The sequence below is a fragment of the Paraburkholderia sp. J12 genome, from assembly GCF_905220215.1.
Lineage (GTDB): Bacteria > Pseudomonadota > Gammaproteobacteria > Burkholderiales > Burkholderiaceae > Paraburkholderia.
The window spans coordinates 36362-50136 of sequence record NZ_CAJMZC010000006.1 but is presented as its reverse complement, the minus strand read 5'-3'; the positions used below and the strand labels follow the sequence as shown (position 1 = coordinate 50136).

At 65.7% G+C, this 13775-nt stretch carries 14 protein-coding genes; 8 read left to right on the top strand and 6 right to left on the bottom strand.

Features of this window, described 5'->3' with window-relative positions; translation table 11 throughout:
- The 3 genes from U5760_RS15265 to U5760_RS15255 are packed head-to-tail and all read left to right on the top strand — an operon-like array spanning position 1 to position 4542.
- On the top strand, positions 1–2733 hold the full coding sequence (locus U5760_RS15265; RefSeq protein WP_322012891.1) for a molybdopterin-dependent oxidoreductase: 2733 nt from the start codon (positions 1–3) through the stop codon (positions 2731–2733).
- A 50-nt stretch (positions 2734–2783) separates the two neighbouring features.
- Positions 2784–3359: an ANTAR domain-containing response regulator gene (locus U5760_RS15260; protein WP_322012889.1), complete on the top strand. Its 576-nt coding sequence runs from the start codon at positions 2784–2786 to the stop codon at positions 3357–3359.
- Positions 3360–3369: 10 nt separating this feature from the next.
- The gene (locus U5760_RS15255) at positions 3370–4542 is read left to right on the top strand and encodes a CmpA/NrtA family ABC transporter substrate-binding protein (protein WP_415914105.1); all 1173 of its coding nucleotides are present in this window, start codon (positions 3370–3372) and stop codon (positions 4540–4542) included.
- A gap of 40 nt (positions 4543–4582) precedes the next feature.
- Here the strand turns inward: U5760_RS15255 and cobA are convergent, their stop codons facing one another.
- Positions 4583–5347 carry a uroporphyrinogen-III C-methyltransferase gene (cobA, locus tag U5760_RS15250; protein ID WP_322013246.1) on the bottom strand — a complete coding sequence of 255 codons (765 nt, stop codon included), beginning with the start codon at positions 5345–5347 and terminating at the stop codon, positions 4583–4585.
- Positions 5348–5799: 452 nt separating this feature from the next.
- On the opposite strand from cobA, the gene U5760_RS15245 reads away from it, so the two are divergent.
- Positions 5800–6675 carry a peptidoglycan DD-metalloendopeptidase family protein gene (locus tag U5760_RS15245; protein WP_322012888.1) on the top strand — a complete coding sequence of 292 codons (876 nt, stop codon included), beginning with the start codon at positions 5800–5802 and terminating at the stop codon, positions 6673–6675.
- On the opposite strand, the gene U5760_RS15240 is transcribed toward U5760_RS15245, so the two are convergent.
- Positions 6676–7653 (bottom strand): LysR family transcriptional regulator, encoded by a 978-nt coding sequence (locus U5760_RS15240; protein WP_322012887.1) that lies wholly within the window; start codon positions 7651–7653, stop codon positions 6676–6678. It abuts the gene before it with no gap.
- 128 nt (positions 7654–7781) lie between these two features.
- Between U5760_RS15240 and U5760_RS15235 the strand changes: the two genes are divergently transcribed.
- Together U5760_RS15235 and U5760_RS15230 are read left to right on the top strand one after the other, a co-directional pair.
- A complete protein-coding gene (locus U5760_RS15235; protein WP_322012885.1) occupies positions 7782–8549 on the top strand; it encodes a transporter substrate-binding domain-containing protein in 768 nt (255 codons plus the stop codon).
- Between the two features lie 63 nt (positions 8550–8612).
- Complete coding sequence (locus tag U5760_RS15230) at positions 8613–9731, top strand: succinylglutamate desuccinylase/aspartoacylase family protein (protein ID WP_322012884.1); 1119 nt, start codon at positions 8613–8615, stop codon at positions 9729–9731.
- Positions 9732–9822: 91 nt separating this feature from the next.
- Here the strand turns inward: U5760_RS15230 and U5760_RS15225 are convergent, their stop codons facing one another.
- The 4 genes from U5760_RS15225 to U5760_RS15210 all read right to left on the bottom strand — a co-directional run bounded on the left by U5760_RS15225 (position 9823) and on the right by U5760_RS15210 (position 12868).
- Positions 9823–10116 (bottom strand): antibiotic biosynthesis monooxygenase, encoded by a 294-nt coding sequence (locus U5760_RS15225; protein WP_322012882.1) that lies wholly within the window; start codon positions 10114–10116, stop codon positions 9823–9825.
- Between the two features lie 1275 nt (positions 10117–11391).
- The gene (locus U5760_RS15220; protein ID WP_322012880.1) at positions 11392–11952 is read right to left on the bottom strand and encodes a transglycosylase SLT domain-containing protein; all 561 of its coding nucleotides are present in this window, start codon (positions 11950–11952) and stop codon (positions 11392–11394) included.
- The gene (locus tag U5760_RS15215; RefSeq protein WP_322012879.1) at positions 11949–12533 is read right to left on the bottom strand and encodes a hypothetical protein; all 585 of its coding nucleotides are present in this window, start codon (positions 12531–12533) and stop codon (positions 11949–11951) included. The genes U5760_RS15220 and U5760_RS15215 overlap by 4 nt, the downstream gene beginning before the upstream one ends.
- Positions 12530–12868, bottom strand: coding sequence for a PAAR domain-containing protein (locus U5760_RS15210; RefSeq protein WP_322012877.1), 339 nt, complete (start codon positions 12866–12868; stop codon positions 12530–12532). The genes U5760_RS15215 and U5760_RS15210 overlap by 4 nt, the downstream gene beginning before the upstream one ends.
- A 152-nt stretch (positions 12869–13020) precedes the next feature.
- On the opposite strand from U5760_RS15210, the gene U5760_RS15205 reads away from it, so the two are divergent.
- Positions 13021–13251: a hypothetical protein gene (locus U5760_RS15205; protein ID WP_322012875.1), complete on the top strand. Its 231-nt coding sequence runs from the start codon at positions 13021–13023 to the stop codon at positions 13249–13251.
- A gap of 161 nt (positions 13252–13412) precedes the next feature.
- Complete coding sequence (locus tag U5760_RS15200; RefSeq protein ID WP_322012873.1) at positions 13413–13727, top strand: hypothetical protein; 315 nt, start codon at positions 13413–13415, stop codon at positions 13725–13727.
- Positions 13728–13775: the final 48 nt, after the last annotated feature.

Below are 13775 nucleotides of genomic sequence, written 5' to 3'. Positions count from 1 at the left end.
ATGACGACCGAGACGCGCTCCACGTGCTGCTATTGCGGCGTCGGCTGCGGCGTGCTGATCGAGGCCGAGGGCGGCCGCATCGCCGGCGTGCGCGGCGACCCCGAGCATCCGGCCAACTACGGCAAGCTTTGCAGCAAGGGCATGGCGCTCGCCGACACCGCGCGCAGCACCACGGGCCGCGCGCTGCAACCCGAAATGCGCACGAAGCGCGACGCCGCGCGCGAAACGGTGGACTGGCCCACCGCGCTCGACGCCGTCGCGCAACGCTTCGCGCAGACGATCGCAGCGCACGGTCCCGATTCGGTGGCGCTCTATGTCTCCGGTCAGCTACTTACCGAGGACTACTATGCATTCAACAAGCTCGCCAAGGGCCTGATCGGCACGAACAACATCGACACCAACTCGCGGCTGTGCATGTCGAGCGCCGTGACCGCCTACAAGATGGCCTTCGGCGCAGACGGCCCGCCCACCTGCTACGACGACCTCGAACGCGCACGCACCGTGCTGTTCGCGGGCAGCAATGCGGCGTGGGCGCATCCCGTGCTGTTCCGGCGGCTCGAAGCGGCAAAGGCGGCCGATCCATCGATTCGCTGGATCGTGGTCGATCCGCGCCGCACCGACACCGCCGCCATGGCCGACCTGCATCTCGCCATCGCGCCCGGCACCGACGTCGCGCTCTTCAACGGCATGCTGCATCACCTGATCTGGGAGGGACTCGTCGATCGCGAGTACATCGAGGCGCATACCGAAGGCTTCGCGGCGCTCAAGGCCGCCGTGCGCACTTTCACGCCGGCCATTGCCGCGCAAATCTGCGGGATCGACGAAGCGGACCTGATCCTGGCGGCACAGTGGTTCGGCGCCAGCGAGGCGGCACTCTCGCTCTACTGCATGGGCCTGAACCAGTCGAGCCAGGGCACTGGCAAGAATCTCGCGCTCATCAATCTGCATCTGGCGGCAAGGCAGATCGGCAGGCCCGGCGCGGGACCGTTTTCGCTCACGGGCCAGCCCAACGCCATGGGCGGGCGCGAAGTGGGCGGCATGGCGACGATGCTCGCCGCGCACCGCGACATCGGCAACGCAGCGCATCGCGAAGAAGTCGCGCGGCTGTGGGGCGTGGCGTCGCTTTCGGCCCGGCCCGGGCTGCCGGCCGTGCAGATGTTCGACGCGCTGCGCGCAGGCACGATCAAGGCCGTGTGGATCGTCTGCACGAATCCCGCGCATTCGATGCCCGACAACGCGCACGTGCGCGAGGCGCTGGAGCAGGCGGAATTCGTGGTGGTGCAGGAAGCGTTCACGCAGACCGACACGGTGCCCTACGCCGACGTGCTGCTGCCCGCCGCCAGTTGGGGCGAAAAAAGCGGCACGGTAACGAATTCCGAGCGCCGCATCTCGCGCGTGCGTGCAGCCGTCGCGCCCCCCGGCGAAGCGAAGCCCGACTGGTGGATCGCGGTGGAAGTGGCGCGGCGCCTCGAAAAGCTGCTCGAAACGAAGGCCGCGGAATCGAATCGCAGCTCGCCGCTCTTCGGCTTCGACTCGCCCGAGGCGATCTTCGACGAACACCGCCTGCTCACCGAGGGACGCGACCTCGACATCGGCGGCCTCGACTACGCCACGCTCGACACTCGCGGCCCGCAGCAATGGCCGTTTCGCGCGGGCAGCGTTCATGGCGAAGCGCGCCGCTATACCGACGGCCGCTTCGCCACCGCGAACGGCCGCGCCCGCTTTCACGCGCTGGAGTACCAGCCGCCCGCCGATACGGTCAACGCGCGCTTCCCGTTCCGGCTCACGAGCGGCAGGCTGCGCGACCAGTGGCACGGCATGTCGCGCACGGGCCGGGTGGGGCGGCTCTTCACGCACGCGCCGGAGCCGGCGCTCGACATGCACCCGGGCGACGCCGCGCGGCGCGGCCTGCGCGAAGGCGACCTGGTGCGTGTGGTCAGCCGGCGCGGCGAGCTCGTGCTGCCCCTGAGAGCCAGCGACGAAGTGCCCTCCGGCACGCTCTTCGCGCCCATGCACTGGAACGCGCAGTTCATGTCGAGCGGCGGCATCAACGAGGTGACCGATCCGGCCGTCGATCCGCATTCGTCGCAGCCCGAACTCAAGCACGCGGCGGTGCGCGTCGAGGCCGTTTCCTTGCCGTGGCGCCTGAGCGCGGCGCGGCGCGGCGATGCGCTCGCGCTGCAGGCCGCGGTGCAGCCGCTCATGGGCGCGTGCCGCTACGCCTCGCTCGCGATCGAAGACGATCTGCTCGTGCTGCGCGCCGCCCATGCGGCCGCGCCCGCCGGCTGGCTCGAACAGCTGTACGCGGCGCTCGACCTCCTGCCCGGCGACGATACGCTCGAATACCGCGACGCGCGGCGCGGCCTTGACAAGCGCGCGTTCTGGCGCGACAACGTCATCCAGGGCTTCGTGCTGGCCGGCGACATCGCACAAGCCGACAGCCTGCTCGCGGCCGTGCGGGCCGCTCAGCCGTGGCAGGGCACGCGTCTTGCCGCCTTCGCGGCCCGGCGCGGCGCGGGAGCGGCGGCCGGCGCGCCGCGCGAGCGTATCGTCTGCAGCTGCAAGCAGGTCGGCGCGACGAAGATTCAGGAGGCCATCGCGCAAGGCGCGTCGGTGGCGGACCTGAAGGCGTCGCTGGGCTGCGGCACGGTGTGCGGTTCGTGCGTGCCCGAGTTGCGGCGCATGTGCGAAACGCGTCAACCGGCGCGCGAACCCGCGGGCGTGGCCGGATGAAAGGTCTACACGACAGTCAACACAACGAAGCAGTCGAGCCATCCCCGAACATGCTGCGAGTCCTGCTCGTCACCGATACCGAGAAGCCCATCGGCGATCTGCGCGAAGCGCTCGCGCGGCTCGGCTACGCCATGCTGCCCGATCCGGCCACGCCGCAGGACCTGCACCGGGTGGTCGAGCGCGAGCGCCCCGACGTCATCATCATCGATACCGAATCGCCTTCGCGCGACACGCTCGAGCAGCTCGCGGTGATGAAAGCCACGGCGCCGCGCCCCGTGCTGATGTTCAGCAACGACGCGAACCACCAGCTCATTCGCGCCGCCGTGCAGGCGGGCGTGACGGCCTATCTCGTCGATGGTCTCGCGAGCGAGCGGCTCGCCCCCATCCTCGAAGTCGCGCTCGCGCGTTTTGCGCAGGAAGCCGAGCTGCGCGAGCGGCTCACGCAAGCCGAAAACGAACTCGCCGAACGCAAGCTGATCGACCGCGCCAAGCGCCTCCTGATGGAGCAGCAGAAGTTGACCGAGCCCGCCGCCTACGCGGCGCTGCGCAAGCGCGCCATGAACCAGAGCGTGAAGCTCGCCGAGGCCGCGCGGCAGATCGTCGAAGCCGCCGGACCGAAGGAATGAGGCAACGCCCATGAATCCGACTACGCCCCCCGATCCCGCCGACGCATACATGCCCGCTTTTGGCGGCCCCCCGGAGAAAACCCATCTGAAGATCGGCTTCGTGCCGCTCTCGGACGCAGCGCCTGTCGTCGCCGCGAAGCTGCTGGAATTCGGCCACGCGCACGGCCTCACGCTGGAGCTCTCGCGCCAGCCCTCGTGGGCCGCGCTGCGCGACAAGCTGATCGCCGGCGAGCTCGACGCCGCGCACGCGCTCTACGGGCTCGTCTATGGCGTGCAGTTGGGTCTGGGCGGCCCGCAGACCGACATGGCGCTGCTCATGGTGCTCGCGCGCAACGGCCAGGCCATCACGCTCTCGAACCCGCTGGCCGACGCGCTCGAAACGCACGGCACGCTGCCGCGCGCACTCGCCACGCTCGGCAGAAAACCCGTGTTCGCCCACACCTTCCCTACCGGCACGCACGCGATGTGGCTTTATTACTGGCTCGCGGCGCTGGGCGTGCATCCGCTGCGCGACGTGGAGAGCGTCGCGATCCCGCCGCCGCAGATGGTCGCGGCGCTGGCCGGGGAGCGGCTCGACGGCCTGTGCGTCGGCGAGCCGTGGAACGCGCTCGCGCAGCAGCGCGGCGTGGGCCGCACCGTCGTGCACAGCGGCGAGATCTGGCCGGACCACCCGGAAAAAGTGCTAGCGTGCCGGCGCGACTTCGTGACGGCGTATCCGCAGACCGCGCGCGCGCTCGTGCGCACGATGCTCGAAGCGTGCCGCTGGCTCGACGGCGCGGGACATCGGCGGGAGATCGCGCAATGGCTTGCGCGGCCCGAATTCGTCGGCGTGGATGCGGCGCTGATCGCCTCGCGCCTCGAAGACGTAGCGATGTCCGGCGTGGCGACGCCCGGCGTGCCGCCCGTGCGTTTCTTCGACGGCGGTGCCGTCAACGTTCCGCATGCTTCGGAAGGCGTATGGTTTCTCACCCAGTTCGAACGCTGGGGCATGCTGGCGCGCGGCTCCGACTACCGCGAGGTGGCGCAGGCGGTGAACCAGACCGGGCTCTATCGCGAGGCAGCCCAGGGGATACAGCTCGCTTCGCCTGCGGAAAATCCATCGCCCGTATTGATCGATGGACACCGCTGGGATAGCAGCGTCGATCCGCATGCCTATGTGGAGGGCTTCGCGATTCGCGCATGATTTGGGCATGATTGCAGAGGCTTTGCGAAGCGCGCCCGGTTCACGCGCTGCGCGCCTCGCCGTAAGGCTCAGGCGCTGCCGCCAGCCCGCACGCCGCCTCGCCGATCGCTTTGCCCACGAGTATCACCGCCGGACTCGCGATACCCACCGCTTGCGCAAGCGGTGCGATATCGCCCAGCGTGGCAGTCACGCGCCGCTCCCGTGCCGTACCCGCCCACTGCACGACCGCTGCCGGCGTGTGCCGCGGCAACGCGGCGGCCAACGCATCCGCGATACCCGCGATGCGGCTCGCGCCCATATAGATCGCGAGCGTCATGCCGGTTTGCGCGAGCGCCCGCCAGTCGGGCTCCGATCCGTCGCGCAAATGCGCGGTCACGAAGATCACGCCCGGGCAGTGATCGCGATGCGTAAGCGACACCCCGAGCCCCGCCGCCGCCGCGAATCCCGATGAGATCCCGTTGACGACCTCGACTTCGATCCCCGCGCGGCGCAATTCGGCCATTTCCTCGCCCGCGCGCCCGAACAGGAGCGCCTCCCCGCCTTTCACGCGCACCACGTGGCGACCCTGCAGCGCGTAACGCCGCATCAGGCGCGTGATGAACGCCTGCGGCGTCGAGCGGCAGCCGCCGCGCTTGCCTACGTAGATCGCGCGGGCGTGCGGGGCCAGTGTGGCGATCGCTTCGTCCACGAGATCGTCGATGAGGAGGACGTCCGCGGCGGCAATCGCTTTTGCCGCGCGCAGCGTCAGAAGATCGAGGTCGCCGGGGCCGGCGCTCACGAGGCTGACCTTGCCTCGCGCTTTGATGGGGACTGCGGCTCGCTTGAACATGGCTCTCCGTGGCGGGCGGGAGCCGGTGGATACGGCGCGCCGCCCATGCGTGTGCATTGGGGGACGCCGTTGTCCTCTCTATCGGGTATGCGGTTGGGTCGCGCGAGGTCGTAGCGCTCGCCGCGCCGGCTTCGTTGCCGGTCTTCCCGTCATGCAAGAACGAGGCCAATGGACGCATTTTTTCCGTATTCCGCGCCTGCGTTCGCTACACTACGGCCGCGGCGGATCCCACCGTCCGGACACCGGCGCGCGGGCACCACGAAGGTGCCGTGGCGCGCGCGTTGCCGGGCGGCCGCGCCCGGTCGCGGTGCGAGCCGGGAGCCGCCGCGGTCAACCATCGGCACCGCCGGATCGTTGACAGTCAGAACCCGGATGCGTTGCACGGCGCGCCCGGACGCCAAGCTATTGAAAGAACCAGGTATCGAGCGATGCGAGCAAACCTTAGCGCCCCCCGGCTGACCCTGACACAACGCGGCATCTGCGCCGCCGCGCTTTGCCTGCTGTCGGCCTGCGCCACGCGGCTCGACCCGGCGCCGGTCGTGGACCTCTCCGGCGGCGGCAACCCGGCCGCTCCGGCGCCGGGGCCCGTTGCCCCTGTGGCGGCCGCCCCGGCCCCGCTCGGGCCGCCGCCGCCCGGCTACTACCGCGTGCGCCCCGGCGACACGCTCTCGGCCATCGCACGATCGAACGGCCACAGCGCCGGCGAGCTGATCGGCTGGAACAACCTCTCGGACCCGAACCATATCGAAGTGGATCAGCTGCTGCGCGTGGTGCCGCCGGGCGCGGGCGGCGGCCCGGCGCCGGTTGGTGTCCCAGTCGGTGTCCCGGTCGGCGCACCGGCTGCCGTGGCAGTGGCGCCGGGCCCCGTTGCGCCCCCGGTCGCGCCGAGCGTTGCCGCCGCGCCCGCCGACAACCAGCCGCCCGCCGCCGACGCGGGCAGCCTCGCGCTCGCGTGGCCGGTGCGCGGCCCGCTGCTGGGCCGCTTCAACGATTCGAGCAACAAGGGCATCGACATCGGCGGCTCGGCGGGCGAGCCGGTGCACGCCGCGGCCGGCGGCCGTGTGGTCTATGCGGGCAACGGGCTGCGCGGCTACGGCAACCTCGTGATCGTGAAGAGCGACGCCACTTTCCTCACGGCCTACGCGCACAACCGCGAGCTGAAGGTGAAGGAAGGCGACAACGTGAGCAAGGGTCAGGTGATCGCGGCCATGGGCAACACCGATTCGGATCGCGTCATGCTGCATTTCGAAGTGCGCCGCGACGGCAAGCCAGTCGATCCGCTGCGCTATCTGCCGCCGCAGTGATCAGCGCGGCGCGCTTCGCGCTCGCATGCCGGCGCCACTGCCGGTTCCGCTGCCCACGCGCGGCAGCCTGACCGTGCGCGCCCATGAGACGAGCATGGTCGCCAGTTCCTGAGCGGCCGGCGTAAGCGGCACCGCTGCGCGCTGCAACAGACACACCTGCTGGCCGGCCGGGCGCTGCGCAACCGGAATAACGGCAAGCCGGTCCGCAAAAGCCCCCTGCTTCACCACCACCGACGCCTCCAGCCCGAGGCAGTCCGTCTCGCTCACGAAATGCAGCGTCTCGAACAGCCCCTCCACGGTCGCGACGATCCTGGGCGGCGGCAAACCGTGCGCCGCGAAAAATGCGGTGAGCCGGTTCGTGGCGGCATCGTCGGTGAAGTTCGGGGAACGCGTGGCCACCCAACTGCAATCCGCCAGCGCCGCAAGCGAACGCACACGCGCCAGCGGGTGCCCGCGACGACCCACCACCACCGGCTCCGAAGCGTAGAGCTCCGTGACGGCAAGATCGGTCGTATCGGTATACGGCCCGACGAGCGCGAGCGCGAAATCGAGCGTGCCCTCGCGGATCCACGAAATCATCGTGCGCGACGTGCCGCTGCGCAAACGCAGCGCCACACGCGGGAAGCGCGCGCTGTAGTCGGCCGCGACGGGCACGAGCGTGTCCATGAGCGGCTCGGTCGAAAGACCGAACGACACTTCGCCCGCGTAATCGCCGCGCAGTTGCTGCGCCTCCTGACTCGCCCGCTCGCATTCACCGAGGATGGTCTCGGCGCGCACGAGAAGCCGCTGGCCGAGCGTCGACAGCGCGATGCCGCGATTGGTGCGCGTGAGCAGCGCACCGCCCAGTTCCCGTTCGAGGTTCTGCAACTGCTGCGTGATGCCGCTCTGCGCCACGCCCAGCGCCCGCGAGGCGGCGCGCACACTGCCATGCTCGGCCACGGCGACGAACATGCGCAACTGGGATAGCGTGAGGCTCATGGCTCGCAAGACCAGCGATCGGTAAAAGTGATCATGATAGTCGAATCCGCTCTTTTTCCGAACATATCGGCGCCCTACACTCGGAACGCAATGGCCGATCTTCCGGCCACTCTTCGGGGCCCTTCTCCATGAAACTCTCCGCGCTTTTCCTTTCGGCGGCGCTGGCCGTCAGCGTCAGCGCCCAGGCGCACGACAACGACACGCTGCGACTGGGCATCGACCCCAGCTACCCGCCGATGGACGCCAAGGCGCCGGACGGCTCGGTCAAGGGCTTCGACGTCGATCTCGGCAACGAAATCTGCCGCCGCATTCATGCGCACTGCCAATGGGTCGAACTGGAGTTCTCGGGCATGATCCCCGCCCTGCAGGCACGCAAGATCGACGCGATCATGTCGTCGATGGCGATCACGGAAAAGCGCGAGCAGCAGATCCTGTTCACGTCGAAGCTGTTCCAGTTCAAGTCGCGGCTGGTGGCGCGCCAGGGCGCCGCGCTCGGTACCACAGCCGCGGCGCTGGCCGGCAAGCAGATCGGCGTGCAGTCGGGCACCCAGTTCGAGAGCTTTGCACAGGCACACTGGGCACCCGCCGGCGTGCACGTGGTCGCGTACAAGAGCCAGGACGAAGTGTTCGAAGACCTGATCAACGGACGCCTCGACGGCGCGCTGCTGGGCACCGTCGAAGCCGATTACGGCTTCCTGCGCACGCCGGCCGGCAAGGGCTTCGCGTTCTCAGGCGAACCGATCTCGATGGGCGATCGCGGGGTGGGCATCGGCCTGCGCAAGGACGAAACGGCCTTGCAGGCGCAGATGAACGGCGCGATCGCCGCGATGCTCAAGGACGGCACTTACGCGCAGATCGCCCACAAGTACTTCGATTTCGATCCCTACGGAAACTGAACGCGGCGCGGGCGCGCTGCATGGTTTCACCGCTGATTACGTCATAGATACCGAATACGTTCCATGATCCGCCAAACGATCCCCCTCCTGAGCGCAACCCCGGGCACCACGCGCGAAGTGGTGAGCTACCACTTCGGTCCCGCCGAAGCCGCCCAGAAGATCTACATCCAGGCCGCGCTCCATGCCGATGAAACGCCGGCCATGCTGACTGCGGTCCTGCTGCGGCAGAAGCTTGCCGAACTCGAAGCGCGCGGCGCGCTTGCAGCCCGGATCGTGCTGGTTCCCATGGCCAATCCCATCGGGCTCGGCCAGCACGTGCTCGGCCAGTTCGTCGGCCGCTTCGACCTGACGAGCGGCCGGAACTTCAACCGCCACTTCTTTTCGTTTCCCGCATTGCTCGCGCGCGCGCAGGAGGTGCTGGGGCCGGACGCCGAACGCAACCGCATGCTCGTCCGTCAACTGATGGGCGAGGCGCTCGAACAACATCAACCTCTCACCGAGTACGACTCGTTGCAGGGCGCCTTGCTGAAGCTGTCGTACGATGCCGACCTCATCATCGATCTGCACTGCTCGCTGGAAGCCGTGATGCACGTCTATACGAGCGAGGCGGGCTGGCCCGACATCGAGCCGCTCGCGCGTTATCTCGGCTCGCGCGCCCAGTTGCTCGCCACCGATTCGGGCGGCCAGGCCTTCGACGAAGCGCACAGCCTGCTGTGGTGGAAACTGCGCCAGCAGATGCCGGCCACTCAACCGGTGCCGGTAGGTCCGACGGCGGTGACGATCGAATGCCGCGGCCAGCGCGACGTCAGCCACGAACACGCGCAACAGGACGCCGACGCGCTGATCGACTACTTGCGCTGGCGCGCCGCGCTCACGGATGCCCCGGTCAAGCCGTTCCCCGATCTGCTGACGCCGGCCACGCCGCTCGCGGGCAGCGCGCAGTTCTATGCGCCCGTTAGCGGGATTCTCGTGCATCGCGCGAGGATCGGCGACACGATTCGCGTGGACGATCCGCTGTTCGATATCGTCGATCCCCTGACGGGCGATATCACAACAGTCAGGAGTACGACAGAAGGTATTTTCTATATGCGCCGCGCGATCCGCTTCGTGACTACGGGCGCGCCGCTGGGCCGCGTCACCGGAACGCGGCCCATCCGCAGCGGAGTGCTGCTCGGCGCATGACGGACGGCGGCGCGACTGCGATCCGGCCAGCCGCCCTGTTACGCGAGAAAAGGCGGCCGCGCAGCAGCGTGGCCGCCTCGTACCGGCGCGCTTACTTCACCACGACTTCGGTGTGTTCCACCACCGGCGGTTTCGCGAAGTACGGGCTGACCAGGCGGCGCCATTCCTTGAAGTCCTCCGACTCGCGAAAGTGCACCATGTGATCTTCGACGGTGTCCCACTGCACGACCAGAATGTAATGGTTCGGGTCTTCGATAGAACGCTGCAGTTCGATATCGCGGTAACCCCGCGCGCGACGGAACAGCGGAAAAGCCTGCGCCACCCCCGCTTCGAACTCGGCATGCGTGCCCGGCTGCACCGTGATGTGTGCCATTTCGTAAATCACGAGACTCCCCTCCATTTTGACCTGCGTTGCACAATCCGCTTGCCGCCGGCGCTCCAGGAGGACGCGGCGCGCGGCGAAGCGGCCAATTGCAACGTTAGCATGGAGGCGGGGTTCGTTCAGAAACGCGTATGCAACCCCACGCGCGCGACGGCCTGGATCTGGCCGCTCAATGCGCCATCGGCGGTGTTCATGCCGTTGATCTGCGCGAGCTTGCGCGCTGGTAGACGACCAGCGCATAGACGCTCGTGCGCTTGGGGGTTGCGTATAGCTTTATGAGTCCGTGTAGCCGTCGATCTCGCCGCCGTCATCGTCTGCATTCTGGTAAGGGGCGTCGCTGAGTGGTTGGCCGGTGCGCGAATTAGCAGCCGGACCGTTAGTCGTAGCCTCTGCCTGGCATGCCGAGGGATTTGATGGGGCATTTGCGAACGACGTACGGCTCGTATTTACGTATTCGCAGGAACGCATATAAGTGGCGATGACTCGCGTTGAATGCTGCCAATCGTGTCGTCAACATCTAGAAAGCAATCAGATATTCCAGCCCCTGTAAAGACGACACCTACCGACTGACAGGCGGCACACCACGCTTCGTCACCGAGACAGGCTGCTCGCGGTGTATTCCGTCCGGTCCTTCGATCATGCAGTGAGGATTTCCGCCACTGCCCTACCTACGACCTCCACTATCGAGCGGGTCGACTTTAGCAACGGAACAGGATATCGACATTGCTTATTCCCCCTGTATCCGTGTTGCAGGTAACTTCGGCAAATGATCTGAATAGCGTTGCTCAGCCCGTCCCTTGCTTGCGTCGTATCGATAAAAAATGTATCGCCTGGAGGATTCGTTCTGCCCCACATTCAGTATTAGAACCTCCAGGCCGTCAGCACCGAAATAGAGGGAAACCGGACGTGTCCGTTCCGCGAACTCGACACGTTCCCATCGTTTTGCCTTCGTGTTATAGCGGACTGCGACGCCCTGTAAGTAATTCGAAGTGAATTCTCCAGATATTACGAAAGCGTGTTCCTTTGTGCCTACGCATGCGATCTGTATATCATCGCCGCGTGACTGATCTTCGTCACCTTGATAGAGACGCAAGGGTGCAGCACCATCTGTGCTCAGGTAGTAAATCGCCGTGCTGTCTATGGGATGATCGCGCAGCAATTCGATTGTGTGGCTTCTATCGCTTCCGAGTACGCAACTCGTAACCGCTTCCATTCCGAAAGCGGATTGCGATAGGATGGTGTACCCAACGAACAGGATCGGTAGAAGGGCATGCGCTCTCATCTGGCCATATCACGCAATGGGTGCATCGAATTCGGATCGGTCTTTAGCTTTTCCGCGCATGCACTGATTTTCTTGTAGTACACACCGTTCGAAAGACCGCGATAGAGTTTGTATGCCGCATCGAGCGACCCAGCCTTGTCGACCCAGTATTGCATGTACTCCGTACCAAGTTGAATATTCGTGGCTTCATCGAACATGGCTGGAGAGGCGTGCATAGCGGCGCCGTCCGCGAATGCCTGGTGGGTTTGCGGATCACCTGGCATACGCCCTATTTCTTTCTGCTTTCGGTATTTGTAGACCTGTTGCACAGCCCCTTTATTCATTTGCATAAGACCCTTTGCAGTGGAGCCCGCAACAGTAGCGTTCGCATCGAATCTCGACTCCATGTAGATTTGACAAATTACCAGATTCTCGTCCAGCGTGGATCTATTATTGGTTTGCACCAACTGGCGAATTTCGCGCAGCCGCGCCGAATCGTCAATCTGCACGGTAACAGGCGTAGCATCGGACTTCGGCGTAAGTTGTGCCTTATGTGTCTTGATGACTTTGGTTGTCATAGATACTTGTCCCAATCCGGGTTGAGCGGCGTGACTTCTTCGATTACGTGCAACGTTGCCAATATGGCCTGATCGCTCGTTACGCGTTGTGTGTGACCTTGTGGATCGGTTCGGCCTTCTATCTCGTGACCGTCATCGGTAACGATGCGATAGGGCATATCGCGCAACGGCTGGCCAGTGCGTGGATTCGTTACGCGGAAATGTTGGTCGTAGGCGATGTTTTTCGCATTGGCGGTAACCGGGGCTCTAGTTGACCCCATCAGCGCCAACGCCTCTTCGCTAGTAAAGCTCATGGTCATATGACGTTCGCGTGCAGGGTAGAAAATCGGCGCGGGCCTGCATCCGCAAATATTGATATCGCCGCTTAATGCCCACTGTTTGCCATTCGGCCCGGTGCCGGACCAGTGGGGCCCGCGTGGTGCAATGTAGCCTTCCTGTTTGCACGCGGAACAATACGTCTTCATGCCTAGCGTAGCGATATGTACGGCGGGTGGCGGATTAGAACAGGTGACGGAATCCAGCCCCTCGGTAATTACCGCGCTTCCCGCGCGGTCTCCCATTGCGAGAAAAGTACGGATCATGATGGGTCCCGCGCGACCTGTTCTTCGGTTACGGGACTGTACGTTCCCGGATGCCCGTCGTCCCACGGCGTAAATACGATCCAGTTACCGGTGCTCAGATAACTGTCGACGAGCGCATTGGATTTTCCGTCATAACTCGACAATAGCCCCGCGCCGTCGATAATCGCCGCCTCGCTTCCGTCGCGGCAGATAACAATATCTCCCACCCGGGCCGCACGCAGACCAGCGATCACCCAGCCGCTTGTCGCATGGGTGACATGGCTGCCGCACTCTGTGCACGACCCAATCGTGGCGAGTGCGTATATGGTGCCTTTGCATTCATGCTGATCCGACATTTTCATACCTCCAGAGAATCAGTGAAAAACAACTGGCCTGGCACAACGACAGGCGACAGGCGAACACAACGCGCCCGATAACCTCGTAGCGTTCCCCGTATTCCTTCGGGTGTGAATCGGATAAATCGGACATTTAGTGACGGAACGATGTGATGCGCATAGAGTTGACAAAGCTTGCCATTCGGCAATTTCCGCCTGACACGCGCACGAAGGGGACGGCGGTCTCACTTGCCGAAAGGTACGGTGCGAATCGACATGCCGTCGCGGCTCACATCGGCATCGTCGAAGCAGATTTGATCGGCAACCGTCGTGCACCCGGTCAGCCGCTCGTGGAAGCACAGGTCGCGGAGCGGCTCGGTCTTTCGCGCACGCCGCTGCGCTAACCGCTGAGCGTGCTCGCCACGGAGGGGCTGGTCGAACGCATCGTCGCCCGCGGCTATACGGTGCGGCGCTTCAGCGTGAGCGATATGCCGAAAGCCATCGACGTGCGGGGGTACAGGAGGGTCTCGCCGCGTGCCCGGTGGCCGAGTGCAGCAGGGACGCGATGCTCTCGCGGACGCTGGCCGCCTGCCTGCGCAAAGGCAACGACCTCTCCAAGTCCAGCGTGCTCGCAGAGCAAACCAAAACGCGCTACGCGGCCACAAATGGCGAGTTCCACGCGCTAATCGTAGAAGCCGCGCACAATCATGCCGTGAGCGCGGCGCGGCGCCTGAACGACAGGATTCCGTTGGTGGCACCCGGCACGGTCGTCTTCGACGCGGAATCGCTCATGAAAGAGCACACGCACCTTTCGAAGGAGAGCCTGAACATGTCGGCAGACCGTCTGCACCTGATCGCCCATGCGGCGCCGCGTGCCTGAATGCGCGCCGCATCGGCGTCCCTTCGTGCGCGGCCCCCTCGCTGACGA